Below are 25,587 nucleotides of genomic sequence, written 5' to 3'. Positions count from 1 at the left end.
ACAAGGCGGCTTGGTTGCGGGAAAGTGAGAAAGGCCGTCCCGGTGTAGCGAACACCTACCGGCGCGAGCCCGCTCGGCCCTCCGGTTCCACCGGCGGCCCGAGCAGCCGCCCGATCGCCTCGTGAATGATCCGGGCTGTCTGCTCATCGCCGAGCACGACGGCGCGGGTCAGGGTCTCGGCGAGCGACGCGACCCGGGGGCCGAGAGGAGGGATCGGTAGGCGCGAGCTCGTCGAGTCCGAGGCCCGGCGGTGGGGCCTGGGTTGGGTCCATGCCCCCCGAACGGAGGCGATCCGTCGTCAAGCCCTCCGGAAATGCCGGCGAATCCCACGGCTCGCGACGGTTCGCCACCGCAGATTCGTCCTTGGGCGACGCGCTACTCTTCTTCCCCTGCCCCGGCCAGCGCGGCCTCCCGGTGGGTGTGGCCGCGCCCCAGGGTGAAGGGCACCGCTCGCCCGCGCCCCGCGGGCGGCCCAACCGCCCTCCCCCGATGCACCAGGACCTCCTCGATCTCCTCCTCGCCCTCGACCGCGTGCCGCAGGATCCGCGCTGGCACCCCGAGGGCGACGCGCTCTTCCACTCCCTGCAGGTCTTCGACCTGGCCCGCCGCGAGACCGCGGATCGCTCGCTCTGGGCCGCGGCCCTGCTCCACGACGTCGGCAAGGCGTTCGCCGCCGCCGATCACGCCGAGGACGGGGCCGATGTACTCGCGGAGCTCGTCTGCCCGCGGGTGGTCTGGCTCGTGCGGCACCACCTGCACCTCTTGCGCGCGCCCGGCCCGACGAAGCGGCGCCTCCGGCGCACGAGGGCCCTCGCCGACCTCGCGCGGCTCCGGCGGTGGGACCTCGGCGGCCGCTCGCCGGCCGCGACCGTGCTGAGCCCCGAGGCCGCCGTGGAGCTCCTGCTCGGCGGCGCGGACCTCTCCCTGCTCTCGATCGGCGGCGAGCCCGCCCCCGCCCATGATCTGCGAAAGGAGCTCGCGTGAGCGCAAGGCGCGCCGGGAGGTCCTCTGCGGCGACGTAGATCGCTGGGGCGACGATCGCCGGCTCTGGGGTGACGAGGCCGGGTCGCCGGGGCGAGACCGGCTCTGCGCCGCGGTGCGGGATGCGGTCGAGACCGCGCTGACGGAGAAGCAGCGCGAGGTCGTCGAGGCCTATTTCTTCGACGGGCTGTCGCAGGGCGAGATCGCGCGCCGCCTCGGGGTGGCGCAGCAGGTCGTGCAGAAGCGCCTGTTCGGGGCGCCGCGGGGCGGCCGGCTGGTCGGCGGCGCGATGCTCCGGCTGCGGCAGGCCCTCGGGCCGGCGCTCGCCGCAGCGCCGGCAGGGCGCGGCGCCGCGGCAGGGCGCGGCGCGGCGGCAGGGCGCGGCGCGATGGCAGGGCGCGGCGCGGCGCGGGTGAGCCGATGAGCGCCGGGCGATCCGGCGGGCTGCGGACCCGCATCGCCGCCGAGGCCGCGCGCCTCATGTACGAGGAAGGCGTGGACCAGTACTTCACCGCCAAGCGCATGGCCGCGAAGCGGATCCTCGGCCAGGTCGAGGGGCGGCGGGCGCGGTACCGGCCCGCGGACCTGCCCTCGAACGGGGAGATCCGCGAGGCGCTGCTCCTCTTCGCCGAGCGCGCCGAGGGGAGCCAGCGCACGCGCCGGCTGTTCGCGCTGCGCATCGTGGCGCTGGAGGCCATGCGCGCGCTCGCGCCGTTCTCGCCCCGGCTGATCGGCTCGGTCTCCACCGGCCATATCCGCCGCGGCAGCGACGTCGATCTGCACGTCTTCCCCGCCGACGAAGAGGCGCTGGAGCGGCACGCGCGGGCGCTCGGCTGGACCTTCGAGCGCGAGCGCGTGACGATCCAGAAGGGCGGAGAGCTCCGGGAGTACGTGCACTATCACGTGGCGGACGTGGCGCCCCTCGAGCTCACGGTGTACGCCCCGCGCGAGCTGAGGGCGCGGCCCCGCAGCAGCACCGACGGGAAGCCGATCGTGCGCCTGGGCATCGCCGCCCTCTCGGCGCTCTGCGCCCGGGATCACCCCGCGGCGTGGGAGCGCTACCTCGCGACCGGCGAGGTGGAGGGGATGGACGCGCTGCTCGAGGCGGACGAGGACGAGCCGCTCCCGGGTCCGTTCGATGGGTTGCTCGGCGACACCGGCGGCACCGGAGCCGACGACGAGCCGGTCTGGGCCGAGCCCGGCGAGGAGGACGACCCCGAGCAGGCGTACGATCCGCTGCCCGGCTTCGAGTAGTGGTCAAATTTGAACATGAAGGCGGGAAGGCGGGAAGAAAACCTTAATGATCTTCCCGCCTTCATGTGGACTCTCTCTGGGCAAAGTTGACCACTACCCGGCCGGGCTTCGTGGGCCGGCGCGGGCGCACGCGCGACCCGGCAGGTGTAATGAGCTCGCGGCCGGTGCGTCGTCCCCGGCGAGACCCCCAACGAGGAGACGCCATGCAGACGAACGTTCGATATGTCCACGCCCTCGGCCCCGCCGCCCTGACGCGCTTCTACGACCCGGCGATCCGGCTGCTCTTCCGTGAAGACGCCTTCCGGAGCCAGCTCGTCGCGAATCTGGAGCTGGCCCCCGGCCAGCGGGTGCTCGACGTGGGCTGTGGCACCGGCACGCTCGCGGTGCTCGCGCAGCAGCGCTGCCCCGGGGTGGAGGTGCACGCGGTCGACGGCGACGCCGAGGTCCTCGCCCTCGCCCGCGCCAAGGCCGCGCGCGCCGGCGCGGGCGTGCGCTTCGAGCGGGCCATGGCGTGGGCGCTGCCGTATCCGGACGGGACCTTCGATCGCGTGGTGTCGAGCCTCATGTTCCACCACCTCGCCGCCGACGACAAACGGAGGACGGCGGAGGAGATCCTCCGCGTGCTCCGCCCGGGCGGCGCGCTGCTCCTCGCCGACTTCGGGTCGCCGCGCAACGCGCCGGGCCGGGCGGCCGTGCGGGCGCTCCGCTGGTTCGGCCGCATCGCGCACCGCCACGACGACGCCCTCGCGCGCCGCTTCGACGACAACCTAGCAGACCGGCTCCCCGCGGTGCTCACCGGCGCCGGGTTCTGCGACGTGGCCGAGATCGACCGGATCGGCACCGCGATCATGCCGATCGCGACGGTCAGGGGCCACAAGCGCGCCGACGCCCCGCAGGCCTGAGCGGCGCACGGGCGCGCGCGACGAGCGAGACGAGCGAGACGAGCGAGACGAGCGAGACGAGCGAGACAAGCGCCGCCGCGGCCGCGCGAGGCGGCCCGGGGCGCGCGTTGCTCCGCCTCTCCGCCGCGGGTACAGTCGGCGGGGCATGCTCGTCACGACGGTGCTGGCGCGCGAGGCCATCTCGGTGCTCGACTACCGGTGCAGCGCCGGCCCCGCCGACGCGCCGTTCGTCGAGCAACACCGCGGCTTCTCGCTCTCCTACGTGCGCAAGGGCAGCTTCGGTTACCGCGTCCGGGGGGCGTCGTTCGAGCTCGTCGCCGGGTCGCTCCTCATCGGCCACCCCGGCGACGAGTACATGTGCACGCACGAGCACGTCCGCGGCGACGAGTGCCTGTCCATCCACCTCGAGCCGCCGCTGCTCGACGCGCTCGGCGCCTCCACCGAGGCCTTCCGGACCGGCGGCGTGCCGCCCCTGCCCGAGCTGATGGTGCTCGGCGAGCTCGCCCAGGCGGCCGCCGACGGCAGGAGCGACATCGGCGTCGACGAGGCGGGAATGCTCTTCGCCGCCCGCTTCGTCGAGGTCGCCTCCGGGCGGGAGCAGCGGCCGCCCGAGGCCCTCGCGCGCGACCGCCGCCGCGCCGTGGAGGCGGCGATCTGGCTCGACGAGCACGCGCACGAGCCGGTCGATCTCGAGGGCGCCGCGCGCGAGGTCGGGCTCAGCCCGTTCCACTTCCTGCGGCTGTTCGCGCGGGTGGTCGGCGTGACCCCGCACCAGTACCTGGTCCGCGCCCGCCTGCGCCGCGCGGCGCGCCTCCTGGCCGACAGCGCCCGGTCGATCACCGACATCGCGCTCGACGTCGGGTTCGGCGACCTCTCCAACTTCGTCCGCACCTTCCACCGCGCCGCCGGCGTCTCCCCCCGCGGCTTCCGCCGGGCGGCGCGCGGGGATCGCAAGATCTTCCAAGACCGGCTCGCCGGGCGCTCCTAGGATGGCCGCCGGACGCGGACGCTCGGCCCGCGCCGCCCCCTCATGACGGCACACGGTTTCCTCCTCTTCGATACGGCGATCGGCCGGTGCGGCATCGCGTGGGGCGCGCGCGGCGTCGCCCTCTTGCAGCTCCCGGAGGGGCGCGAGGAGGGCACGCGCGCGCGCCTGCTGGAGCGCATGCCGGGCGCGCTCGAGGCGCCGCCCCCACCCGACGTGCAGCGCGCCATCGACGGCATCGCCGCGCTCCTCCGCGGCGAGGCGAGCGATCTGTCCGGCGTCCCGCTCGACATGGAGCGCGTGCCGCCGTTCCACCGCCGCGTCTACGAGGTCGCGCGCGCCATCCCGCCGGGCGCCACGCTGACCTACGGCGACATCGCGGCGCGGCTCGGGTCGATCGGCTCGGCGCGCGCCGTGGGGCAGGCGCTCGGGCGCAACCCGTTCGCGATCCTCGTGCCGTGCCACCGCGTGCTCGCGGCCGGCGGCAAGGTCGGCGGCTTCTCCGCCGACGGCGGCGTCACGACCAAGCTCCGCCTCCTCGAGATCGAGCGCGCCCGGCCGGCCGGCGCGCCTCAGGCCGGCGGCGCGGCGGCCAGCGCCCCTCAGGCCGACGGCGCGGCGGCCAGCGCGCCTCAGCCCGGCGGCGGCGACGCGTACGGCTTCGATCCGGCCGTCGCCGTCGAGCGCCTGCGCGCGTCCGACGCGGCCCTCCGACGGCTCATCGATCGGGTCGGGCCGTTCGGCATGCGGCTCGACCGGACGTCGAGCCTCTTCCTCGCGCTCGCCGAGTCGATCGTCTACCAGCAGCTCACCGGCAAGGCCGCGGCGACCATCTTCGCGCGCGTGCGCGCGCTCTTCCCCCCGGCGCACGAGGGCTTCACGCCCGAGCAGCTCCTGCGCGCCTCGGACGAGGAGCTCCGCGCGGCCGGCCTCTCGCGCGCGAAGCTGCTCGCGCTGCGCGACCTCGCGCGGAGGACGAAGGACGGCGAGCTCCCCACGCTCGCCGAGGTCCACGGCATGGACGACGAGGCGATCATCGAGCGCCTCACGCAGGTGCGCGGCATCGGCCGGTGGACGGCGGAGATGCTCCTCATGTTCCGGCTCGGCCGCCCCGACGTGCTGCCCGTGGACGACTACGGCATCCGCAAAGGTTTCGCGTTCGCGTTCAAGCAGCGCGACCTGCCGGGGCGCAAGGACCTCGAGCGGCGCGGGGCGCGCTGGAAGCCGTACCGCACGGTGGCGAGCTGGTACCTGTGGCGCGCGGCGGAGCTGGCGCGGGAAGACTGACCTCGCGCTCCCGCGGCGGCCGGGGCTGTCCCCGCGCCGCGCCCAAGGCGGCGCGGCTGTCGGCCGGCCCTGGCCTTGAAGCGCGGCCTGCGCAGGGGTCGCCTGTCAGGCACGCTCTGACGCCGGCGGCTGCAGAAACGCCACAGCGGGCTGTGCCGCATGGCGCGCGGCCGCGCGCACGACCTCCGGAGCACGCGCGACGGCTGGCCGGCGTCGATGCGCGGGGTTAAGTTCTCGCCGGCCACAGAGCGAGAGCGCCGCGTGGAGCGCCGCACGACGTTGGACAAGGGTCGCCGTCCCGACGGCGCCAGAAGAGCACTGGAGGAGCACGACAGTCATGCTGAAGAACCTCGAAGGGCAGCGCGTTCCGGATGTCACGTTTCGCACGCGTGTCGACGGTCAGTGGAAGGACGTGACCACGAAGGACGTGTTCGCGGGCAAGAAGGTGGTGGTGTTCGCGCTGCCGGGCGCCTTCACGCCCACCTGCTCGAGCAGCCATGTGCCGCGCTACAACGAGCTCGCGGCAGAGTTCAAGCGGCGCGGGGTCGACACGATCGCGTGCATCTCGGTGAACGACGCGTTCGTGATGGACGAGTGGTGCAAGGCGCAGGAGGCGGACAAGGTCCTGTTCCTGCCCGACGGGAACGGGGAGTTCACCGAGAAGATGGGGATGCTCGTCGACAAGGCGAACCTCGGGTTCGGCAAGCGCTCGTGGCGCTACTCGATGCTCGTCGAGGATGGCGTCATCAAGAAGATGTTCATCGAGCCCGAGAAGGACGGCGATCCCTTCGAGGTGTCGGACGCGGACACGATGCTGAAGCACCTGGATCCGTCGTCGAAGGCGCCGAACGACGTGCTGATGTTCACGAAGCCGGGGTGTGGCTACTGCGCGAAGGCGAAGCGGCTCCTGGAGGAGCGGGGCCTGGCGTACGAGGAGGTGGCGGCCTCGCCGCGCCGGCTGCGGGCGGTGAGCGGGAAGTCGTCGACGCCGCAGGTCTTCATCGACGGGAAGTACATCGGCGGGGCCGACGAGCTCGAGGCGTACTTCGCGAAGGCCTGATTGACACGGAGGCCTGGCTCCTCGTGGCCAGGTCTCTCCCTCTCGCTCAGGGGCGGTACCGCGGATCGTCGAGGAAGGCGGGATCGGTCAGCGACCGCAGGAACGCCGCCAGATCGGCCTTCTCGTCCGGCGAGAGCCCCAGCTCCTCGATCTGCGGATCGGTGGAGACATGGCCCAGGCCGCCGCGATCATAATGGTCGACAACGTCCTCCAGCGTCGCCAGCGATCCATCGTGCATGTAGGGGGCGCTCGCCGCGATGTTCCGCAGGCCGGGCACCTTGAATTTCCCGAGGTCTCCCGTCCGCCCGGTGATCCTTTGCCGCCCGACGTCGCCGCCGTCGAGGTAGGTGCCGTTGTTGAAGAAGCCCTCGTTGGTGAGCCTGCCGGCCGGGTGGCAATGGAAGCAGCCAGATCGCTCGCTCAGGAACAGCGCCTCGCCGCGGCGCTCCGCGTCTCCGAAGCTCGTGTCGTCCCCGCGCAGGTGCCGGTCGTAAGGGCTGTCGGCGCTGACGATCGAACGGACGAAGCTGGCGATGGCCTGGCGCAAGGGCTCCTCGCCGGGCGGCCCGCCATAGGCATTCGCGAACGCCTCGACGTAGGCGTCATCGCCGGCGACGCGAGCGACGGCCTCGGCGAGCGATAGACCCATCTCGTCGGGGTGCTCGATGGGCATCCCCGCCTGCTCTTCCAGGGTGGCCGCGCGGCCGTCCCACAGGAAGCTCTCGCCCCACGCCAGGTTCACAAGCGCGGGCGCGTTGCGCTGCCCCAGGTGGCCGTCGACCCCCCGGGAGACGGGGTCCGGCTCGGCGAAGGCGTGCTCCTGGCGGTGGCAGCTCGCGCACGCCACCTCGCCGGTGCGAGAGAGGCGCTCGTCGAAGAAGAGCCGCTTGCCGAGCTGGGCCCTCGCCTCGGTGAGCGCGTTTTCGGCCGGCGCCCTGGCCGCCGCGGCGCGCGCCGGAAACCCGGCGGGGATGGCGTCCGTGACGAGCGGCGGCACAGGTCCGGAGCCCACAGGCCCGTCGGCGCCGCATCCGCCCGCGAGGAGCAGCGCCGCCAGGCCGACGGCGCCTCCGCGGCGCAAGCTCGGCGTCACGGACCGAAGGCGAACACCGTCAGGTCGGGGAGGCTGCGCCGCAGGCGCTCGCCCGCGAGGAGCTCGTCGCCCACGGGCCCGGGCGGCCCCATGTACCCGGTCAGGTCGACGTCCGCCGTGGCGCCCGCGAAGACCTCGTCCATGGCGACCCGGACGACCTTGCCCGTCGAGCCGCTCTCGGGCACGGACACGGCGCCTCGTACCTCGACCCTGGGGACGAGATCCATGACCAGGTTGCCGCCCATGTGGACCGCCGGCGGGACCGTCCCGTCGTCCGGCTCGACGGGCTCACCTCCGGCCGGCGGATCCACCCTGCCCTCGTAGCGCAGCCAGAGGTAGCCGGTGTGCGGCCACGTCATCTGGGAGGCGTCCGACAAAGGCGCGACGTTTTGCGCGGGCTGGGAGACATTGCAGGCCTGGTGCAAGCCCCAGACGAAGCTGACGCCTTCATAGCTGCCAGCCGGAGCGCGCAGCCGGAGCGTGGCCGAGCCCGGGTCCTCGGCGTTGTAGAAGTAAACCCCGTGAGGGGCGGGGGCGCCGTCCGGGCCGACGATATCGACGGGCACGAGATCGCCGCCCGCCTGGATCAGCGCCGCGTGCGAGACGTAGAAGCGGGCGTTGAGCGGCGTGACGGTGCTGCCGTCCGGCGCGGCGTTCGGCTCGCCGAACACGAACGGCTCGCCGCCGAGGACGAGCTCGAACGCGAGCTCGACGATGGCGCCCTCGGTCCGGATGGGCGCCGGCTGCTGTGCGCAGCCGGCCGGCCACGTGGCCTCGGCCTCTCCGCCCGCGCCGCCGTCGCCGCCCGCACCACCCGCGCCGCCGTCGCCGGGTGCTCCACCCGTGTCGCTTGCTCCTCCGGCCTCGTCGGGCTCGCTGCCGCCCGCGCCGCCGGTCCCGGAGGCCGTCTGCTGAGGCGAGGGCGCGCCGCAAGCGGCTGCCACGCCCAAGAGCACCCCGATGAAGCCGAACAAGCTAGGAGATTTCATGGCGGGCTCGATTGTACGCGAGGACGCCCCCCACGGGAACGGGTGACGCATCTCAGGGATGGGCGAGAGGACGCGATGTGTCCTCTCCCTGGCGCGGCGTTTTCTTGCTCCGCGTACTCGGCCGACTCGGTTTACTCGGCCGACTTGGTTTACTGGGTTTACTCGGCGTACATCTGGTCGATCACGCCGCGGAAGCGCTGCTCGATCACGTTGCGCTTCATCTTGAGCGTCGGCGTCATCTCGCCGTCCTGCACCGAGAACTCGCGGCCGAGGACCGTGAACCGCTTGATCTGCTCGAAGCTCGCGAGCCCCGCGTTCAGGGCGTCGATGTGCGCCTTCACCTGGCCGACCACCTCGGGGGTCGTGATCGCGGCGTCGCCGTTCAGGGCGCCACGGCCCTTCAGCTCGGCGAGCTTCGCCTCGGTCAGGGTGATCAGCGCCGAGAGGTACTTGCGGCCGTCGCCCACCATGCACACCTGACTGATGATCTCCGCCGCCTTGAGCTTCTCCTCGATCGGCAGCGGCGCGATCATCTTGCCGCCGGAGGTCTTGAGGATCTCCTTCTTTCGACCGCGGATCTTGAGCTGCCCGCGCTCGTTCCACTCGCCGAGATCGCCCGTGTGCAGCCAGCCGTCCTCGAGCGCGGCCGCGGTCGCCGCCTCGTCCTTGTAATAGCCGACGAACACGTGCCGGCCGCGCGTCAGGATCTCGCCGTCGTCGGCCAGCTTGAACTCCACGCCGGGCACGGGCTTGCCCACGGTCCCCGCGCTCTCGACGCCAGGCTCGGTCATGCAGATGACGCCGGTCGACTCGGTCTGGCCGAAATCCTCGAGGATCTCCAGGCCGAGCGCGCGGAACCACGTCGAGATGTGCGGCGCGAGCGCCGCCGCGCCCGAGGCCAGCATCTCGGCCTTGCCCAGGCCGAGGGCGGCGCGCACCTTGCCGAGCACGAGCTTGTCCGCGAGCTTGAGCTGCAACGCGTCGAGCGGGCTCGGCGCCCGCTTCGCATACTTCGCCTCGGCCACGCGCGCGCCGACCGAGAGCGCCCACTCGGCGAGCTTCTTCTTCGCGCCCTTGCCGCCGCGCACCTTCGCCATCACGCCTTCCATCATCTTCTCCCAGAGGCGCGGCACGCAGAGCAGCAGCGTGGGCTGCACCTCGGGGAGCTCGACCGAGACGTTCTCGAACTTCGAGCAGAAATTGACGGCATAGCGCTGGGTGATGCCGACCCCCACGTTCTGCAGCTTCTCGGCGATATGACAGAGCGGGAGGAACGAGAACATCGTGCCGCGCGCGAACGGCAGGCCCCAGTACTTCACCACCATGTCCGACGTGTAGGCCAGGTTGTCGTGCGAGATCATCGCCCCCTTGGGGTTGCCCGTCGTGCCCGAGGTGTAGATCAGGAACGCGCCGGCCCTGGGGTCGATCTTCGCCAGGTAATCGGCGTACGTCTTCGCGCCCGGCCGCTGCGCGAGCGCGCGGCCCTCGGCCAGCGCCGATTCGTACGAGATCGCCTTCGGAGAGATCGACGTGTCGCCGTCGAAGACGAGGATCCATCGCACGCTGTCAGGGGCGGCGGATTCGCCCTTCTCCCCGGAGATCTTCTGGAAGTATTCCCGGTTTTGCACCGCGAGCAGCGTCGCCTCGGTATGCGTCAGGATGTAGTGGATGTCCTTCGCCGTGGAGTTCGGATAGAGCCCCGCCGACTTGCCCCCGACGAGCAGCGCCGCGAGATCGACGTGCACCCATTGCGGGCAGTTGTACGAGAGAATCGCGCCGATCTGGCTCGCGTCGAACCCCCTCGACTCGAGGAACAGCGCCAGGTGGTGGATCCGGTCGCGAACGTCTCGCGCCGTCAGCGTCGTCCATTCGCCCCCGGATTTATAACGCTGGGCCGGCGCGTACGGGGATTCGTTGGCCCACTGATCCAGACGGTGGAGAACGGTGCTCATGGCATCTTCCTGCGGCCTCGGGGCCTCGGGTGGGTGATCGGAGCCCAGGATGCGGGAGCCGCCAGGGCATTGTCAATCAGCCTCGAAAGCGCGCTGGCGCGCCGGTCCACCACCGGAGGCTTCCGAGGTTCCGGAGGCCGCGCTCGACGCTGGCCGCCGAGCGCCACGACCTGATACGGTCGCTCCACAGGGACCTCACCTCGCGTAGCCGCCATGCCGCATGTCCCCGAGCGCTTTCAGATCGTCCGGCGGCTCGGGGCAGGCGGCTTCGGGATCGTGTACGAGGCGCTCGATCGCGCGCGCGGCGAGCGCGTCGCCCTGAAGACCCTCGCGCGCGTGAGCGCGCCGGCGCTGTACCGCTTCAAGCGGGAATTCCGGGCGCTGGCCGACATCGCGCACGACAACCTGGTCCGGCTCCACGATCTCATCGGCAGCGGAGACGAGTGGCTCTTCACCATGGAGCTCATCCACGGTGTGGACTGGCTCACCTACGTGCGCGGGCAGGGCGCCGCAGGCGGCGCCGCGCCAACCACGGCCCCGGCCCCGGAGACCCATCTCCCGAGCACGGCGCCCCCGGACGAGGGAATCGATCTCGACGTCACGCAGGAAGAAGCCGTCGTGCGCTGGCCCGCATCGCCCACGTCGATCGATGTCGGCGCGGACCATCGCCCGGAGGCGCGCGCCGACGTCGCGCGGGTGCGGTCGTCGCTCGTCCAGGTCGCCCGGGCGCTGCTGGCCGTGCACGAGGCGCGGCTCGTCCACCGCGACCTCAAGCCCTCGAACGTGCTCGTCACGCCCGAGGGGCGCGCCGTCGTGCTCGATTTCGGCATCGCCTCGCGCCTGTCGCACAGCGGGCAGAGCGCGACCGACGCCGAGCAGCTCGTGGGGACGCCGCGGTACATGGCGCCGGAACAGGTGAGCGCGCGCGCCGTCACGCCGAGCGCCGACTGGTACGCCCTCGGCGTGATGCTCTTCGAGGCGCTCGCAGGAGAGCCGCCCTTCGCGGGGACGCCCCTCGAGATCCTCGCCGAGAAGCAACGCGCCGCGCCCCGCCGGCTCCAGGACGTCGCGCCGTGGGCGCCGGACGACCTCGCCAGCCTCGCCGACGATCTCCTGTGCACGGCGCCGGAGCGGCGCCCCTCCGGCCCCGAGGTGATCCGGCGCCTCGGCGGTGCGGGCAGCCCGGCGGCCCCGGCCCCGGCGCAGGGCGGCCGCGGCGCGCGCGCGGCGCGCCCGCCCGGGCCGGAGCTCGACGCGCTCGCCGGCGCGCTCCCGCGGGCGCGCGGGGGGCAGCCGTGCCTGGTCCTCGTCCACGGCGCCGCCGGGGCGGAGCCGGGCGCGCGCGTGCGCGCCTTCCTCGACGGCTTCGCCGAGGACGCGCTCGTCCTCGAGGGCCGGTGCCACGAGCGCGAGCAGGTGCCGTTCAAGGCGCTCGACGGCGCGATCGACGCGCTCAGCCGCCACCTCGTGCGGGCCCCGCCCGAGCAGGCCGCCGCGCTCATGCCCCGCGGCGCCGCCGCGCTCGCCCGCGTCTTTCCCGTGCTCGCGCGCGTCCCGGCCGTGCGCGCCTCGCCGCGGGGCCCCGCCGACGACGAGGGCGAGCCGCGCCTCCGGGCGCGCGCGTCGGCCGCGCTCCGCGACCTGCTCGGGCGGCTCTCCGATCGCCGCCCGGTGATCGTGTTCATCGACGACGCCCACTGGGGCGACGCGGACAGCGCCGCGCTGCTCGCGGAGATCCTGGCCCCGCCCGACCCGGCCGCGCTCCTGCTCATCGTCGCCCACCGGGCCGAGGGCGACGATCGGCAGGAGCGCGGCCCGCTGCTCGCGGCGCTCCGCGCCTCGCCGGCGATGGCCGCGGTGCACACCGTCGAGATCGACCTCAGCTGAACCCCGGCGCGAAGATCGCCGCGATGCGGGCCGGGTTCCGGATGCCCTGGCCCGCCATCCACGCGTCCGCGGCCTCGATCAGGGCGCGGCCCTCCTCCCCGCCGAGGAGCTGGCCGCGGCGGCGGCGGGCGCAGGCGGCGAACAGGGCCATCTCGCTCCCGTCGAACGCCGCCGCCGCCGCCTCGAGGAGCGAGAGCGCCCGGGCGGCCTCACCCCGCTGCGCCGCGATCGCGGCGCGCAGCGACGTCGCCATCGGCGCGACCCACGGCGCGCCCTCGCGCGAGAGCCGCCGCGCGTCCCGCTCCGCCTCGCCGAGCAGGCGCCGCGCGAGCCGGGCGTCGCCGGAGGCCGCGTGCGCGGCGGCCTCGAGCGCCGCGGAGGCGCGCAAATGATGAATCAATACGCGGTAGTACTGGAACCTCGGCAGGAACGACCAGGCGATCTTGCGCCAGCGGTCCCGGATCCGCCGCCGCGCCGCGAGCGGCGCCCCGGCGTAGAGATCGATGCGCCCGAGCGCCACGGTCTCCAGGCAGTCGAGGTGGTCGAACGAGCGGCGCGGCCACCGCGCCATGGCGGCCAGCACCTCGTCGCGCGCGGCGTCCGGCCGGTCCGCGGCGAGCGGCACGATGTACGTGAGCCCCACCCGGAAGAAGCTCGCGGCGTAGAGGTCGCCGCGCGCGTCCGCGTCGGCGATGCGCGGGGCCGCCAGCCGGGCCAGCGCGTCGAGCTCCCCGCGGTGGTAGTGGGCCACCATCATGAACCGGCTGCTCGTGCCGAGCTCCCACGCGACGCCGGCGCACCGCGCGCGCAGGAGATCCTCGGCCTCGCGGCAGAGCGCGAGGCCCTCGGCCCAGCGCCCGGAGAGGCACTCGACGACCCCGAGCATGCACTTGTTGACCGCGACGAGGTACGGATCGCCGACCTTCTCCGCGAGCGCCGCGGCCGTCGCGTAGCGCCGGTGGGCGAGGCGGCGCCCCACGACGTGATCGGTGCCGAGGTGCCCGATCTCGGTGGCGATAGCGCGGGCGAGGCGGTAGGGCTCGCCCGCGCGGAGCGCGAGGTAGAGGTGCCGCGCCTGGAGCGCGGCGCCCTGGAGGACGTCGGCCATCGCGAGCCCGACCGAGGCCGACCAGCAGATGTCGAGGCGCGTCAGGGTCTCGGCCGGCAGCGCGCGCGCGTCGCGCTCCCGGAAGCGGAACCCGCGCAGGCGCAGGAGGATCCGCCAGAACAGGAGCGAGAGCAGGACCGCCCACCGGCGCTCGGCGAGCCGCATCCCCACCGAGGCGAGCACCCCCGCGAGCGCGCGCTTGCCCTCCTCGATGTGGCCGCTCACGAGCAGCTGCTCGGCGGCGCAGCGCCGCAGATCGAGGCTCTCCCGCGGCGGCGCGCCCTCGGCCGCGGCGGCGTACGCCCGGGCCGCCTCGGCGCCGCGGCCGGCGTTGCGCAGGGCGTGGGCGAGCTTGATCCGGAGCGCGCGCGCGTCGTCCGCGCCGTCCGCGCCTGCGGGCGCCGCCTCGAGCGCGGCGGCGTAGTGCTCCGCGGCGCGATCGAACGCGAGCGCCTCGGCCGCGCGATCGCCCGCCTTCACCGCGTAGCGCGCCGCCTCGTCGGCGCGCCCGCCGCGCCGGAAGTGCATCGCGAGCACGTCCGCCTCGGCCCGCCCGGACGCCTCCAGGACGGCGGCGAGCGCGAGGTGGACCTCCGCGAGCTCCGCCGCGCCGAGCTGCGCGAGCGCCGCCTCGCGGATGCGGTCGTGGAACGTCTCGAGCTCCTGCTCGTCGCGCTGGCCCCGCGTGCGGATCGCGCTCCCGGCCCGGAGCGCCGCGAGCGCGGCCTGCTCCTCGTCGGGGGTGAGCCCCGCGGCCTCCCGGGCGTCGCGGCGGCCGAGCGGCTTGCCCGACACGGCGACCACCTCGAGCAGCCGCCGCGCCGCCGCGGGCAGGCGCAGGAGGCGGCCCGCGAGCACCGACCCGAGCCGGACGCCGGCGCCGCGCGACGACTCGGGCGCGGCGCGCCCCTCGACCTCGCGCGAGAGCTCGAGCACGAAGAACGGGTTCCCCTCGGCCTCCTCCGCGATCGCGTCGGCCTGCGCGGCGGCCCGGTCGCCGCCGCCGAGGAGGGCCAGGGCGAGGGCGCGCCCCTCCTCGGGCGAGAGCGCGCCGACGGCGAGGGCGCGGACGTCGCCCGCGTCCGCGCCGGCCGCGTCGGGCGGGAGCAGCCGCGCCACGAGCTCGCTCCGCGCGGCGTCCTCGCTCCGGTAGCAGAGGAGCAAGAGGAGCGCGGGCGCGTCGGGCTCGCGCAGGAGGTCGGTGAGGAGCGCGGCGCTGTCGGCGTCGCCCCACTGCAGGTCGTCGATGAACAGGACGAGCGGCCGCCGGTCCGCGATCCGCGCGAGGATCTCGCGGAGGGCAGCGAACCCGCGCCGGCGGAGCTCCCGGGCGTCCGGGGGCTCGACCTCGCGCCGCGGCGCCCGGGCGATCGCGTCGACCTGCCCGAGCACGGGGAAGAGCCGCACGACCGCGTGCACGTCGCGCGGCATGAGCTCGGCGGCGTCCAGGCGGGGGAGGCGCGCGAGGTGGCGGCTGAGCGCGTCGATGAGGCTGTCGACGGCCTTGTACGGGACGGACTCCCGCTCGTAGCAGCGGCCTTCGAGGACGACCGCCTCGCCCGCGGCCGAGAGCTCGTCGAGGAAGCGGCGGACGAGGGCGGTCTTGCCCGCGCCCGAGGTCCCGTGGATGTGCACGGTGGTCGCCCTGCCGCCCCTCGCGCGCGCGAAGGCGCCGCGCAGCGCCTCGAGGTGCCCCGCTCGCCCGACGAACGGCGCGCCCGGGGCCGGCGCGCTGCTCCGGGCCCGGGGCCGCTCGGGCGCGCCCGCCTCGCCGCGGGCGCGGCCCTCCGCCTCGCCGTCCGGCGGCGAGAGCCGCCGGAGCACCTCGTGCGCCGGGGGCCGCTCGCCGGGCTCGGGCCGCAGGAGCTCGGCGCAGAGCGCGTCGAGGTCGCCCGGGATCCCGTCCGCCAGCTCGCTCGGCGGGGGCGGCCGGTCCCGCTGCTTCTGCACGATGACCTCGAGCGCCCCGCCCTCGAACGGCCGCCGGCCCGTGAGCGCCTCGTAGAGCATGACGCCCACCGCGTACCAGTCGCAGGCGGGCGACAGCGTCCCGCGCCTCGCCTGCTCCGGCGCCATGTAGGCCGGCGTCCCCGCGATGTGGCTGCCGCTCTGGTCGATCGAGCCCGTCGAGAGCTCCGTGACGAGGCCGAAGTCGAGGATGACGACCCGGCCCTCGGGCGTCACGAGCACGTTCGACGGCTTCAGGTCGCGGTGGAGCTTGCCGGCCGCGTGGAGCGCGGCGAGGCCCTGGGCGAGCTGCAAGAGCGCGCTCCGGAGCGGCCCCCAGCGCGGCGGCGGGGCGGCGGCCGGCGCGCGCGCGGCGCCGCCAAGGCCGCGCGCGGCGTCGTCCAAGCCGCGCGCGGCGTCGTCCAAGCCGCGCGCGGCGTCGTCCAAGCCGCGCGCGGCGTCGTCCAAGCCGCGCGCGGCGTCGTCCAAGCCGCGCGCGGCGCCGGAGGCGACCGGCTCGGGCCACATCGACGAGACGACCGGCGCCGTCTCGTCCGGATCGCCGCCGGCGGGGGCGCGCATCGAGGCGCTCTGCGCCGGGGCGCGCTGCGCGGAGGGGCCGCGCACGGCGGAGAGGAAATCGGCGCCCTCGATGAGGTCCATCGTGAAAAACCACCGATCGTCCTCGGAAAACAGCTCGTGAAGCGCGACAAGGTTCGGGTGGACGACCTCGGACAGCGCCCGGAATTCGCGCTTGAACCGATAGAGCGCCACCGGGTCGAGGCGGTGGAGCGACTTCATTGCGACGCGCGCGCCTCGCTCGCGGTCGTGCGCCTCGTAGACGACGCCGAACGCGCCCTCGCCGAGGCGGCGGCCGATCGTGAATCGCGCTGTGCTGGAGAGCGGCCCCTGCATTCAATCGCTCTGCAATCCCGGCCTGCGGGCGGCGAGCCTACCATGCGGCGTGTCGCGGTTCCTGCCTGTGCAAGCGGTCGCCGGCGCCCGCCGCTAGCCTTGCGCGCGCTGGTGCCGAATGAGAGAGTCGGCCGCGAGGGGATGAGCGAGGCCACGGCGTCCTGGGGTCCGACCCGAACAGATGACGCGCCCCGCGGGGCCGGCGAGGGCGGCTCGTACCTGCTCGTCGTGCAGGGGAGCTCCTCGTCGGTGCTCCGCCTCCCGCGCAGCGGCGTGGTGCTCCTCGGCCGCGGGCCCCGGGCCGACGTGCGCCTCCGCAACACCTCGGCGTCGCGCGAGCACGCGAAGATCGTGCTGCTCGACGGGCGCGCGCAGCTCGTGGATCTCGGCAGCCGGAACGGCACCCTGCTGAACGGCGTCCCCGTCGACGGCGCGAGGCCGCTCGGCTCGGGCGACGTCGTGTCGATCGGCGACACGGTGGTGGTGATGCGGTGCCCCCGCCCCGCGCGGAGCCGGCAGATCCTCGAGCTCGCCGAGCTGCGGCGCCGGATCGAGGCGGAGATCGACCGGGCGCTGCGCCACGACCGGCCGGCGGCGGTGATCGCCGTCCAGCTCGGGGCGGCCGCCGCCCGCGAGGCCGTCGCCGGCGCGCTGGAGCGCGAGCTCGCGGTGACCGATTTCGCGGGCTTCGAGGCCGACGACCGGCTGCTCGTGCTCCTGCCGGAGGCGGACGCCGCGGCGGCGGGCCATGTCGTGCAGCGGCTGCTCGACGCGGCGCGCGCCGCGGGCGCCGCCCCGCCGGCGCACGCGGCGCCGAGGGCCGGCGTGGCGACGGCGCCCGCGGACGGGTGCGACGCGGACACCCTGGTCGCGTCGGCGCGCGCCGCGGCGGAGGTCGCCCTGCCCGGGCAGGCGGCGGCCGCCGCGGAGGCGGTGACCACGCTGGAGATCGGCGGGCAGCGCACGGTGCTCGCCGACGCGGCCACGGTGCGCGTGTTCGACCTGATCCGGCGGCTCGCGGCGACGGACCTCCCGGTGCTCGTGACCGGCGAGACCGGCGTCGGCAAGGAGAGCGCGGCGCGCGCGCTGCACGAGTGGTCGCCGAGGGCGAAGCGGCCGCTCGTCACGCTCAACTGCGCCGCGATGCCCGAGAGCCTGGTCGAGAGCGAGCTGTTCGGCTACGAGCGCGGCGCGTTCTCCGGGGCGGCGGGCCCGAAGCCCGGCCTCCTGGAGCACGGCAGCGGCGGGACGGTCTTCCTCGACGAGATCGGCGATCTCTCGGCGAGCGCGCAGGCGAAGATCCTGCGCGCGATCGAGGCCAAGAAGATCCTCCGGCTGGGCGACGTGCGCGAGCGCGAGGTCGACATCCGCCTCGTCGCCGCGACGCACAAGGATCTTCAGGGCGAGGTGAAGGCGGGCCGCTTCCGGCAGGATCTCTATTACCGCCTCGGCGCGGCCACCGTGATCCTGCCCCCGCTCCGGGAGCGCCCCCGGGAGATCCTCGCGCTCTCGCGGGCGTTTTTGGCCGACGCGTGCGCGCGGGCGGGGCGCGAGGAGATGGTCCTGTCGACCGAGGCGACGGAGCTCTTCGCGACCCATGCGTGGCCGGGCAACGTGCGCGAGCTGAAGAACGTGATCGAGTACATCGCGGCGACGGTCAGCGCGCGCATCGTCGAGCGGGGGCACCTGCCCGCGCCGCTCGCGCCGGCCCCGCCGCGCGCCGAGAGCGCGCCGCCCTCCGTGGCGCCGGCGGGCGCCGCGGCCCCCGCCTCGAGGGGGCCCGGCCGGAGCTTCCGGCCGCTCGCCGAGGAGGTGCGGGAGCTCGAGCGCACGCGCATCGCCGAGGCGCTCGCCGCGGCGGGCGGGGTGCAGACGAAGGCGGCGGAGGCGCTCCACATGCCGCTCCGGACCTTCGTGCTGAAGATGAACCGCTACGGGCTGGCGAAGCGCAGGCGGTGACGCGCCGCCGGGCGCGGCTCCGGGCGGAGTTGGCGAGTCTCGGGGCCGCGGGCCCCTTCCGGCGCTCCGCCGGCGGGGCAGCGCTCGGCTCGAGACTCGGCTCGAGAGCAGAGGGCGCTCGCCGAGGGGACGAGGCGCCCGCCGCGCGATCAAATATTCACTTGCATGTATATATACCAGTGCGTATGTTTAGCCCATGCCCAGCTCGGAATTGTTCGAAGTGCTGGCCGACCCGACGCGGCGTCTGATCCTGGAGGCGCTGCTCGACGGCGAGCGCGCGGTCGGTGAGCTCGTCGAGCTCGTCTCGATTCAGCAGTCCGGCGTCTCGCGCCACCTGCGCATCCTCGGGGAGGCCGGGTTCGTGGAGGTGCGGGCGGAGGGCACCCGGCGGCTCTATTCGCTGCGCCCGGAGCCTTTCCGAGAGCTCGACGACTGGGTGGGGCGCTACCGGTCGCTCTGGGAGAAGCGCCTGGATCGGTTTGGCCAGGCGCTCGAGGCGAGACGAACGGCGCGAAACAGCGGGACCAAGAAAGGACGAAGTGAATGAACGCGACAGCCGAAAAAGCCACCATCCTCATCGAACGCACCTATCCGGCGTCGGTCTCCGAGCTCTGGGAGCTCTGGGCGACCAAGGATGGATTCGAGTCCTGGTGGGGTCCGGAGGGGTTCCGGGTCGAGGTCCACGCGCTCGAGCCGAAGGAGAACGGGCTCCTTCATTACACGATGATCGCCGACGACCCGAAGGTGATCGAGGCCATGAAGCGCGGCGGGCAGCCGACGTCCACGGAGGTGCGCGCCCGCTTCAGCGCCTTCTCGCCGCAGAAGGCCCTCACCATCGCGAGCGTTATCGACTTTCTCCCGGGCGTCGAGGCGTACGAGAGCCGCATCGACGTCCTCTTCACCCCGCTGGCGCACGGCGCTCACATGGCCGTGACGCTCCACGCGATGCACGACGCGCAGACCACGGAGATGCAGAGGGCCGGCTTCACGAGCCAGCTCGGAAAGCTCGACAGGCGCTACACGAAGTGAGGGTCCCCTCGCGGGGCGCTCCCCGGCTCCGGCGGCTTTCCCGCGGCCGTTGCCCCGGCGGGCGCGGCCGAGTCGCCGCGCCCACCCGGGCTGTCGCGGATCAGTGAACGCGCCCGATGCCGCGGCGGATGAACGCCGAGCGGCTCGCGGCCGCGCCGGGCCGCTCCGCGGCCGCGGCGGCTGCGAAGCCCGGGACGGGCGCGCAGACCAGCGCCTTCAGATCCTGGTTGCGGCGCGCGAGGTCGTTCAGCATGCGCGGCGCGCCGGTCACGGGATCGGGGACCTCGATGCCGGTCATGAAGCCGGACAGCGTCCCCTCGTTCCCGGGCGCCCTCACGTTCACGTGCAGGAACGGCGTCCCGGTCTCGGCCGCCCCGTGGCACCCGTTGCAGGTGTTGAGCGAGAACTTGTGCCGCGCCTCGTTGTTGAGGATGCCCGGGGCCATCCACGCCGTGAGGTTGTTCAACGACGAGCCGGCGAGGAACGGGCTCCCCTGGAACGTGTCGGGCACCGTGTGCTGCTCCAGGAGGATCGCGGCCTCGTTCTGGTTCACGTAGGCCGCGAGCGTGGCCGAGCCGTCGAAGCCGATGTCCGGCGTCAGCTTGACGGTCTCCGGGCGCAGGAAGCCCGTCTCGGGCGAGAGGACGAACTCGCGCAGCTCCCACGGGTCCGAGAGCGCGATCTCGTTCGTGCGGAGCTGGCCGAGCGCGCTCCCGTTCGGCCTGCCGGGCGCGGCGTTCCGGCCCGCGAAGCGCGTGGTGATCGCCTGGAGGGCGGCGTTGTACTGCTCGGACGGGAAGGGCAGGCTGCCGAGCGCGTGCCACGCGTTCGCCCAGTCGAGCACGTCGGCCTCGGTCGACGCGGGGAGCTTGTACTCCAGGATGAGGGTGAACTGCTGCGCGAAGCCCTGGCTGAAGACGCCGAACACGAACCGCCCCTCGCCCGCGTGCCCCTCGGCGAGGTTCCGCACGTCGATCCTGTTGACGATGCCGAGCAGCATCAGCGGGGCCTGCCGGAGGTCGAGCGACCCGTCAGGGCTCCTCGGCCACTCGTCGAACACGACCTGTTGAATGGCCGGGCGCGCCGGCACCGTGAAGCCGTTCACGGCCTGATCGGTCAGCCAGGTATCGAACATCTGCTCGACCATGGCCGGCGCGTCGGCCGGCGTGGGGGCCATGTCCTCCATGAGCCGCGCGAACGTCCACGCGCCCGTCCGGGGATCGCCGGCCGGCCCGTTGAACGTGGTGCGGATGGGATCTTCGACGACGCTGAGGTGCTTCACGAAGATCTCGCGGTTCGTCCGGACGAAGCAGCCCGCCGGCGCGATCATCTCGTAGGTGAGGTTCCCTGACGCGACGAAGAAGGAATCGGGCGAGTCGGGGTTGATCACGTCGTACGTGAGCTGATAGACGCCCGGGTCCACGGCCTCGGTGCCGGTCACGGTGACCGAGAACGTCGCCGTGCTCCCGGGCCCGACGTCGGGGATGCTCCCGGGGCTCACGGTGGAGAGGATCCCCGGCCGGCCGAAGAGGTTGAGGCCGTACTTCCGGGGGCTGCACTCCGCCTCATCGTTGTTGGTGACCGCGATCTGGTACGTCACAGGCGTGCCCGGGGGGCCGCTGCTCTCCGGCGTGGCGACGACCGTGCCGAGGTGCCGGATGCAGGTGAGCTGGGCGATCTCGTCGCCGGTCAGCGGGTTGGCGGAGACCCAGACCTCGTCGATGAGGCCCGCGAAGCGCTGCCGCTGCGGGTTGTTGCCGATCTGGATGGGCGCGTTGATATCGCGGATCGCGCCCGTGGCGCTGGCCTGGCCGGCCTGCTGACCGTTGAGGAAGAGCCGCACGAGGCTGCCGTCGTAGATGCCCGCGACGTGCGTCCACACGTTGGCCTGGATCGGGGCGCGGGCGGTGACCGTCCGCCCGTTGGCCAGGGTGACGGCGAACCTCGCCTCGTTGCTCTGGACGGCGAGCGAGAAGCTCGATCCGCTGTTGTTCCGCTCCTGCGCGATCGTCCGCACCGTCGACCCCGACACCGAGGTGGGGTTGACCCACGCGGCGACCGCGAGGTTCTGCCCGAACGTGAAGCGAGGATCGTCGGCGATCGTGACGGTGTCGTTGCTGTCGTCGAAGGAGATACCGAGGCCGCTCTTGCCCTGCGCGCAGGCCGCTCCGGCCGAGCGGGTGGCCGTCGCGCCATTGCCCGACGCGTCGGACAGCTCTGTCGTCGAGCTGTCGCAATCGTCGAACCGCCAGAAGCCGACCGCCGACCGGGGCGCCGAGAGCGGCGCGATCGCCGCGCCGATCGGCGCGTCGGCCTGATCGAGCGCGAGCTCTGCATCACCGGATGAGCCTTCGCCGACATCATGGCTTCCGCATGCGGCGGCGCCCAGGGCGATGAGGGCGAGGACCGCGGCCGCGCTGGTTTTGGTCGCAAGAGGATGGGCGAAGCCGAAGGAGAGGTTCCGCATTGACGTTCTCGTTGGGTGAGAGTTGACCGCACGGGCTCCGACCGAGCGCGGAGCGCTGCAGCGGGTGTCCGTCTGACTCGACCGGGCTGTTCGGGTTTGGCGCTCGCGCGAGCCGTGGTCTCCAAGAGTCACCACGACCGCGCTGGCATCGAGCGCTTCCACCTGGCAGCTCGCGCTCCAGGCGACCGACGACCGGCCGATTCCTTAGCGAGCGGAGCTGCTCAATTCAATGCTCCAGCGCTGCTGAAGCAAGAACCTGACATCGTTAACGTATCTTTACATATCCCCAGTCCGGCGAGCCCATGTCTAACCGCGAAGCGGTCGCCTCGCAACTCATCGCCATCATGTGGCCCATGCAATCAATTCATCTTCCTGGCGGCGCCCGCGGCGGGCGCGGGCGGGGCATCGCGCCGCGAAGGCATCTCTCCGCCGACGCCGCGCTGGCGGCGGAGGCGGGCGCAACGCGGCGGCGGCCGGGCGGCCAGGTCCGCGCGGCGAGCGGCGCGCCGAGAGGCTCGCCCCGCGCAGGAGACCGCGCGCGACCGGGGGAGCCGCCGGATGCAGGAGTTACCGGGATCAGGCAAGAGTTACATGGCCCGGTCGTGCAAGAGTTGCACGAGCCCGCCCGGAAGGCGCGCCCTGCCCGGGAGAGCGCGCCGCGCCCGCGGCGACGGCTCAGGCACACGGGCTGCTAAGACGAAAGACGAACGACGACAGGGCCCGAGCTCCTCGCAGGACGCTCGAGCCACCGATGACGCATCAGGGCGTCGCGCGGGTCACGTCCGCCTCCTCGGCCTCTCGCCTCATGTCGCCTTCCTTCCTTGCGCGCGCGTACGCGCGCGGGCGCAGGCGAGGACCGCCTCCGAGCGGCGAGACGAGAGAGGAGAGGACGCTCCCCGCCGGCAGCCCCAAGGAGATCTGCTTGCCCGACTCCCCTCTGACGACCTCCGTTCTCGCCTCCGCGCTCGGCGGAGAGATCCAGTCACTCCGATCCGTGATCGCCGCGCTCACGCCGGTGATCCACGCGCGCGTCGGCCGGGCGCTCCACCGGCGCTTTGCCCGCTCCGCGGGCGGGGCGGACGACCGCCTGGACGACCTCGTGCAAGACGTGTTCGTCGAGCTGTTCCGCGACGGCAGCCGGGCGCTCCGCGCCTGGGATCCGGCCCGCGGGCTGAGCCTCGCCAACTGGGTGGGCCTCATCGCCGACCAGCGCGTGGCCGCGGCCCTCCGCCGCTGGCGGCGGCACCCGGAGGCCGCCGCGCTGCCGCTCGACGACGCGCCGGAGGAGGGCGCGCGGTCCGACGACGATCCGGAGGCACGGGTGCTCGCCCGCGACGCGCTGGAGCGCCCCCTCGGCCTGCTCCGCGCGGAGCTCAGCCCCCTCGGGCGGGAGCTCTTCGAGGCGCTCCTCATCGAAGAGGAGCCGATCGCCGCGGTGTGCGCGCGGACGGGGATGAGCACCGCCGCGGTGCAGGCCTGGAGCAGCCGCCTCAAGCGGCGGCTCGCGGAGCTCGCCGCCGGGGGCGGCCAGCGCGCGCCGAGCGCGCCCGGAGGACGGCGCAGGGCGATGGCGGCCGACGACAGCGGGACATCGCTCGACTCCGCGCGATCCCACGGCGCGCCACGAACCGCAGGCCGGGTCGCGCCGGGGCAGCGCACCAGAAAGAAGTCGGCGTCGGATGTCAGCCGCGTAGAGCATCGCTCCTAAACCCTCATCGACAACGAGGAGGCGCCGGCCCCCCGCGGGGCGGGAGCGGCAGAGCGCCTCTCATCGCAGGAAGGAAGAAGAACTCATGTCTCTTCAGAAGGCAGTGTTGCGCTCGGCCCACGGAGATCTCGTCTCGTATTCGGCGCTCGCCGCGATGATGGCGCTCGCGGCGCTCCTCCCCGCGTGCGGCGCCGCGCCCGCGGACGACCTCGAGCTCGGCGAGGCGGCGGCCCTCTCCGAGCAGGCCACCGCGGTCGTGGGGCCCGTGAAAGGCCGCGACGCCTGCGCCGGCGTCCGCTGCAAGGACGGCTTCGTCTGCGAAGCGCAGAACGGGAGCCCCGCGTGCGTGGCCGCCCCGCCGCCGGAGTGCCAGACCGACGACGATTGCAGCCTCCTCGCCAGCTATTGCGGGGACTGCACCTGCAGCGCCGTCCCGTCAGGCGAGGTCGAGCCCAAGTGCGTGGAAGGCGAGGTGGCGTGCGCGGTCTGGCCCTGTCTCGGCCTCACCGCCTCCTGCCAGGCCGGCACGTGCGTGCTCGCGGGCGAGCTGTGATCGGCGGTCCGGGGCAGGCGCGCTGGCCGGCGGCGGCCGGCGCGCCGCCCCGGCCCCGCGCCTCGCGGCGGCCGGTCCGCCGCCGCCCCGCTCACCCCGGCTCGCGCCCCGGGATCTCCGGCCGTACGCGCACGCTCTTCCACCGCGCGAGCTGCACGAGCCCGGCCGGGGCGCCGCGCGGCTTGCTCACGTCGGCGACGCGGCAGACGTGGACCTCCACCTTGGCCGCGCCCCGCGCCTTCGAGTACCACGCGGCCGCCGCGGCGGCGCGCTCGACCACCTCGCGCGGGACCTCCCCGCGCCCCGGGTTGCGCACGATCACGTGGCTGCCCGGCGTGCCGCCGGCCACGTGCAGCCAGAGGTCGTGCGGCTCGGCGATCTCGAAGGTGAGCGCGTCGTTGTCGTCGTCGCCGCGGCCGACGAGCACCTCGAAGCCGTCGAACGAGAGCGTGCGGTACGGCCGCCCCTTGCTGCCCATCCCCAGCCCCTCGCCGTCAGCCGGCCGCGGCGCCGGCGCTCGGCCGCGCGGGCCGCGCGGGCGCCGCCTCGGTCTTCACCTCGGCGTCGAGCCACGCGAGCAGGTCCCGCACGACCTCCTCGCGGTTGATCTCGTTCAGCATCTCGTGGCGCCCGCCGGGGTAGATCCGCTGGGTCACCCGGCGGAGGCCGGCGGCGCGGTACGCCTCGATCATCTGCGTCACGCCCCGGAGCGGGCCGCCGACCGGGTCGCGCGAGCCGGAGAAGACGTAGACCGGCAGATCCTTCGGGATCCGCGCCTGCCGCTCGGGCCGCGCGATGTCCACCAGCGCGTCGAGCAGGTCGATCCACAGCGAGACCGTCGCGGGGAAGCCGCAGCGGGGATCGGCGATGTACCCGTCGACCTCGGCGCGATCGCGAGAGAGCCAGTCGAAGGGCGTGCGCGCCGGCGCGAACAGCTTGTTGAAGCTGTCGAAGCTCATCGACTGGAGCAGCTGGCTCTTGCCCCGCTCGCCCAGGCGCCGCCGCTCCGCGCGCGCCACGAGCCGGCCCGCGTCGACGAGCGGGCTCGGCTTGCCCGAGGAGCCCGAGAGCACCGCGCCCTGGATCGATCCGCCGCGCTCGATCAGGTACTCCTGCACGAGCGAGGAGCCCATGCTGTGGCCGAAGAGCACGACCGGCAGGCCCGGGTGCTCCGCCTGCTCGCGGGCGATGAGCGCCGCGAGATCGCGCACGACCCGCTGGAAGCCGCCCTGGCTCGCGAAGAAGCCGAGCTCGCCGCGCTCGCGCGCCGTCCTGCCGTGGCCTCGGTGGTCGTTCGCGTAGACGGCCCACCCGGCGGCAGAGAGCGCGTGCGCGAGGCGCGCGTAGCGGCCCGCGTGCTCGGACATGCCGTGGGCGATGTGGAAGATGCCGCGCGCCCCGTCGTCCGGGAGCCAGCGGTACACGAAGAGCTCTCGACCGTCGTCCGCCTGAAACGTGAAGGTGTCCGCGGGCATCGGGAGAGGACCCTACCACCGCTCCGCGCGCGACTG

Annotated in this window: 20 protein-coding genes; 13 read left to right on the top strand and 7 right to left on the bottom strand. The window is 73.9% G+C overall.

Annotated features, from left to right (window positions below):
* Positions 1-363 precede the first annotated feature (363 nt).
* The 7 genes from WMF26_RS06655 to WMF26_RS06625 all read left to right on the top strand — a co-directional run bounded on the left by WMF26_RS06655 (position 364) and on the right by WMF26_RS06625 (position 6,469).
* Complete coding sequence (locus WMF26_RS06655; RefSeq protein ID WP_437999623.1) at positions 364-984, top strand: HD domain-containing protein; 621 nt, start codon at positions 364-366, stop codon at positions 982-984.
* The gene (locus tag WMF26_RS06650; RefSeq protein WP_437999622.1) at positions 959-1,405 is read left to right on the top strand and encodes a sigma factor-like helix-turn-helix DNA-binding protein; all 447 of its coding nucleotides are present in this window, start codon (positions 959-961) and stop codon (positions 1,403-1,405) included. The genes WMF26_RS06655 and WMF26_RS06650 overlap by 26 nt, the downstream gene beginning before the upstream one ends.
* The gene (locus WMF26_RS06645) at positions 1,402-2,235 is read left to right on the top strand and encodes a nucleotide-binding enzyme (protein WP_437999621.1); all 834 of its coding nucleotides are present in this window, start codon (positions 1,402-1,404) and stop codon (positions 2,233-2,235) included. Before WMF26_RS06650 ends, WMF26_RS06645 begins: the two co-directional genes overlap by 4 nt.
* A 203-nt stretch (positions 2,236-2,438) precedes the next feature.
* Positions 2,439-3,137, top strand: a complete 699-nt coding sequence (locus tag WMF26_RS06640; protein WP_437945280.1) for a class I SAM-dependent methyltransferase — start codon at positions 2,439-2,441, stop codon at positions 3,135-3,137.
* 145 nt (positions 3,138-3,282) lie between these two features.
* Positions 3,283-4,125 carry a helix-turn-helix domain-containing protein gene (locus tag WMF26_RS06635; protein ID WP_437999620.1) on the top strand — a complete coding sequence of 281 codons (843 nt, stop codon included), beginning with the start codon at positions 3,283-3,285 and terminating at the stop codon, positions 4,123-4,125.
* A gap of 42 nt (positions 4,126-4,167) precedes the next feature.
* On the top strand, positions 4,168-5,409 hold the full coding sequence (locus tag WMF26_RS06630) for a methylated-DNA--[protein]-cysteine S-methyltransferase (protein ID WP_437999619.1): 1,242 nt from the start codon (positions 4,168-4,170) through the stop codon (positions 5,407-5,409).
* Between the two features lie 337 nt (positions 5,410-5,746).
* Positions 5,747-6,469 carry a glutathione peroxidase gene (locus WMF26_RS06625; protein ID WP_061622110.1) on the top strand — a complete coding sequence of 241 codons (723 nt, stop codon included), beginning with the start codon at positions 5,747-5,749 and terminating at the stop codon, positions 6,467-6,469.
* 46 nt (positions 6,470-6,515) lie between these two features.
* Here WMF26_RS06625 and WMF26_RS06620 read toward each other — a convergent pair whose 3' ends face one another.
* The 3 genes from WMF26_RS06620 to WMF26_RS06610 all read right to left on the bottom strand — a co-directional run bounded on the left by WMF26_RS06620 (position 6,516) and on the right by WMF26_RS06610 (position 10,503).
* On the bottom strand, positions 6,516-7,562 hold the full coding sequence (locus WMF26_RS06620; protein ID WP_437999618.1) for a cytochrome-c peroxidase: 1,047 nt from the start codon (positions 7,560-7,562) through the stop codon (positions 6,516-6,518).
* Positions 7,559-8,551, bottom strand: a complete 993-nt coding sequence (locus tag WMF26_RS06615; RefSeq protein ID WP_437999617.1) for an MbnP family protein — start codon at positions 8,549-8,551, stop codon at positions 7,559-7,561. Before WMF26_RS06615 ends, WMF26_RS06620 begins: the two co-directional genes overlap by 4 nt.
* Before the next feature lie 158 nt (positions 8,552-8,709).
* The gene (locus tag WMF26_RS06610) at positions 8,710-10,503 is read right to left on the bottom strand and encodes an AMP-dependent synthetase/ligase (RefSeq protein WP_437999616.1); all 1,794 of its coding nucleotides are present in this window, start codon (positions 10,501-10,503) and stop codon (positions 8,710-8,712) included.
* Positions 10,504-10,716: 213 nt separating this feature from the next.
* Between WMF26_RS06610 and WMF26_RS06605 the strand changes: the two genes are divergently transcribed.
* Positions 10,717-12,390, top strand: a complete 1,674-nt coding sequence (locus WMF26_RS06605; protein WP_437999615.1) for a protein kinase domain-containing protein — start codon at positions 10,717-10,719, stop codon at positions 12,388-12,390.
* Here the strand turns inward: WMF26_RS06605 and WMF26_RS06600 are convergent.
* Positions 12,383-16,360: a protein kinase domain-containing protein gene (locus WMF26_RS06600; protein WP_437999614.1), complete on the bottom strand. Its 3,978-nt coding sequence runs from the start codon at positions 16,358-16,360 to the stop codon at positions 12,383-12,385. The two genes, WMF26_RS06605 and WMF26_RS06600, sit on opposite strands and share 8 nt — an antisense overlap.
* A gap of 111 nt (positions 16,361-16,471) precedes the next feature.
* On the opposite strand from WMF26_RS06600, the gene WMF26_RS06595 reads away from it, so the two are divergent.
* From WMF26_RS06595 to WMF26_RS06585, 3 genes are all read left to right on the top strand, one after another.
* On the top strand, positions 16,472-18,319 hold the full coding sequence (locus WMF26_RS06595; RefSeq protein ID WP_437999613.1) for a sigma 54-interacting transcriptional regulator: 1,848 nt from the start codon (positions 16,472-16,474) through the stop codon (positions 18,317-18,319).
* Positions 18,320-18,515: 196 nt separating this feature from the next.
* On the top strand, positions 18,516-18,866 hold the full coding sequence (locus tag WMF26_RS06590; protein WP_437945272.1) for an ArsR/SmtB family transcription factor: 351 nt from the start codon (positions 18,516-18,518) through the stop codon (positions 18,864-18,866).
* Positions 18,863-19,348, top strand: a complete 486-nt coding sequence (locus tag WMF26_RS06585; protein ID WP_437999612.1) for an SRPBCC family protein — start codon at positions 18,863-18,865, stop codon at positions 19,346-19,348. The genes WMF26_RS06590 and WMF26_RS06585 overlap by 4 nt, the downstream gene beginning before the upstream one ends.
* 100 nt (positions 19,349-19,448) lie before the next feature.
* Here the strand turns inward: WMF26_RS06585 and WMF26_RS06580 are convergent, their stop codons facing one another.
* A complete protein-coding gene (locus tag WMF26_RS06580) occupies positions 19,449-21,815 on the bottom strand; it encodes a LamG-like jellyroll fold domain-containing protein (RefSeq protein ID WP_437999611.1) in 2,367 nt (788 codons plus the stop codon).
* Positions 21,816-22,737: 922 nt separating this feature from the next.
* Between WMF26_RS06580 and WMF26_RS06575 the strand changes: the two genes are divergently transcribed.
* Together WMF26_RS06575 and WMF26_RS06570 are read left to right on the top strand one after the other, a co-directional pair.
* Entirely contained in the window at positions 22,738-23,523 is a 786-nt protein-coding gene (locus WMF26_RS06575; protein ID WP_437999610.1) for an RNA polymerase sigma factor, read from the top strand.
* An 85-nt stretch (positions 23,524-23,608) separates the two neighbouring features.
* Positions 23,609-24,076, top strand: coding sequence for a hypothetical protein (locus tag WMF26_RS06570; protein WP_437999609.1), 468 nt, complete (start codon positions 23,609-23,611; stop codon positions 24,074-24,076).
* Between the two features lie 91 nt (positions 24,077-24,167).
* On the opposite strand, the gene WMF26_RS06565 is transcribed toward WMF26_RS06570, so the two are convergent.
* Together WMF26_RS06565 and WMF26_RS06560 are read right to left on the bottom strand one after the other, a co-directional pair.
* Complete coding sequence (locus tag WMF26_RS06565; protein WP_061622015.1) at positions 24,168-24,554, bottom strand: NFACT RNA binding domain-containing protein; 387 nt, start codon at positions 24,552-24,554, stop codon at positions 24,168-24,170.
* A gap of 16 nt (positions 24,555-24,570) precedes the next feature.
* The gene (locus WMF26_RS06560; protein WP_437999608.1) at positions 24,571-25,551 is read right to left on the bottom strand and encodes a lysophospholipase; all 981 of its coding nucleotides are present in this window, start codon (positions 25,549-25,551) and stop codon (positions 24,571-24,573) included.
* Between the last annotated feature and the right edge of the window lie 36 nt (positions 25,552-25,587).

Origin of the sequence: Sorangium sp. So ce185, from assembly GCF_051526825.1 — a bacterium.
GTDB classification, from domain to species: domain Bacteria; phylum Myxococcota_A; class Polyangia; order Polyangiales; family Polyangiaceae; genus Sorangium; species Sorangium cellulosum_D.
This window is presented reverse-complemented; position numbering and strand designations above follow the sequence as displayed.

Coding starts and splice junctions, on each gene's coding strand:
- WMF26_RS06565 (WP_061622015.1), bottom strand. CDS start 24,554: ATGGGCAGCAAGGGGCGGCCGTACCGCACGCTCTCGTTCGACGGCTTC.
- WMF26_RS06640 (WP_437945280.1), top strand. CDS start 2,439: ATGCAGACGAACGTTCGATATGTCCACGCCCTCGGCCCCGCCGCCCTG.
- WMF26_RS06605 (WP_437999615.1), top strand. CDS start 10,717: ATGCCGCATGTCCCCGAGCGCTTTCAGATCGTCCGGCGGCTCGGGGCA.
- WMF26_RS06635 (WP_437999620.1), top strand. CDS start 3,283: ATGCTCGTCACGACGGTGCTGGCGCGCGAGGCCATCTCGGTGCTCGAC.
- WMF26_RS06560 (WP_437999608.1), bottom strand. CDS start 25,551: ATGCCCGCGGACACCTTCACGTTTCAGGCGGACGACGGTCGAGAGCTC.
- WMF26_RS06570 (WP_437999609.1), top strand. CDS start 23,609: ATGTCTCTTCAGAAGGCAGTGTTGCGCTCGGCCCACGGAGATCTCGTC.
- WMF26_RS06650 (WP_437999622.1), top strand. CDS start 959: ATGATCTGCGAAAGGAGCTCGCGTGAGCGCAAGGCGCGCCGGGAGGTC.
- WMF26_RS06600 (WP_437999614.1), bottom strand. CDS start 16,360: ATGCAGGGGCCGCTCTCCAGCACAGCGCGATTCACGATCGGCCGCCGC.
- WMF26_RS06610 (WP_437999616.1), bottom strand. CDS start 10,503: ATGAGCACCGTTCTCCACCGTCTGGATCAGTGGGCCAACGAATCCCCG.
- WMF26_RS06630 (WP_437999619.1), top strand. CDS start 4,168: ATGACGGCACACGGTTTCCTCCTCTTCGATACGGCGATCGGCCGGTGC.
- WMF26_RS06590 (WP_437945272.1), top strand. CDS start 18,516: ATGCCCAGCTCGGAATTGTTCGAAGTGCTGGCCGACCCGACGCGGCGT.
- WMF26_RS06580 (WP_437999611.1), bottom strand. CDS start 21,815: ATGCGGAACCTCTCCTTCGGCTTCGCCCATCCTCTTGCGACCAAAACC.
- WMF26_RS06615 (WP_437999617.1), bottom strand. CDS start 8,551: ATGAAATCTCCTAGCTTGTTCGGCTTCATCGGGGTGCTCTTGGGCGTG.
- WMF26_RS06645 (WP_437999621.1), top strand. CDS start 1,402: ATGAGCGCCGGGCGATCCGGCGGGCTGCGGACCCGCATCGCCGCCGAG.
- WMF26_RS06625 (WP_061622110.1), top strand. CDS start 5,747: ATGCTGAAGAACCTCGAAGGGCAGCGCGTTCCGGATGTCACGTTTCGC.
- WMF26_RS06585 (WP_437999612.1), top strand. CDS start 18,863: ATGAACGCGACAGCCGAAAAAGCCACCATCCTCATCGAACGCACCTAT.